Raw genomic sequence first — 479 nt, 5'->3', positions numbered from 1 at the left:
ACCACTGGCTGCTCAACGGCTCCAAGACCTTCATCTCCAACGGCATCCTGGCCGACCTGGTGATCGTCGTCGCCAAGACCACTCCCGACGGCGGCGCCAAGGGGCTCTCGCTGATCGTCGTCGAGCGCGGGGCCGAAGGGTTCGAGCGGGGCCGCAACCTCGACAAGATCGGCCAGAAGTCGCAGGATACCGCCGAGCTGTTCTTCAACGACGTCCGCGTCCCCAAGGAGAACCTCCTCGGTGAACTCGACGGCGCCTTCATCCACTTGATGACCAACCTGGCCCAGGAGCGCATGGGCATAGCGGTCGCCGCCATCGCCGCCGCCGAACACCTGCTGGAGATCACCACCCAGTACGTCAAGGAGCGCGAGGCGTTCGGCCGCCCGCTGGCCAAGCTCCAGCACATCCGCTTCGAGATCGCCGAGATGGCCACCGAATGCGCGGTCACCCGCGCCTTCCTGGACCGCTGCATCATCGAC

The 479-nt window shown here is 66.0% G+C and carries 1 protein-coding gene; it reads left to right on the top strand.

Annotation, left to right across the window (positions count from 1 at the left end):
• On the top strand, positions 1-479 hold a 479-nt coding region (locus tag V2J85_RS40440; protein WP_330824367.1), incomplete at both ends, for an acyl-CoA dehydrogenase family protein.

The sequence above is a fragment of the Streptomyces bugieae genome (assembly GCF_036352915.1).
GTDB lineage: Bacteria > Actinomycetota > Actinomycetes > Streptomycetales > Streptomycetaceae > Streptomyces > Streptomyces endophytica.
This window is presented reverse-complemented; position numbering and strand designations above follow the sequence as displayed.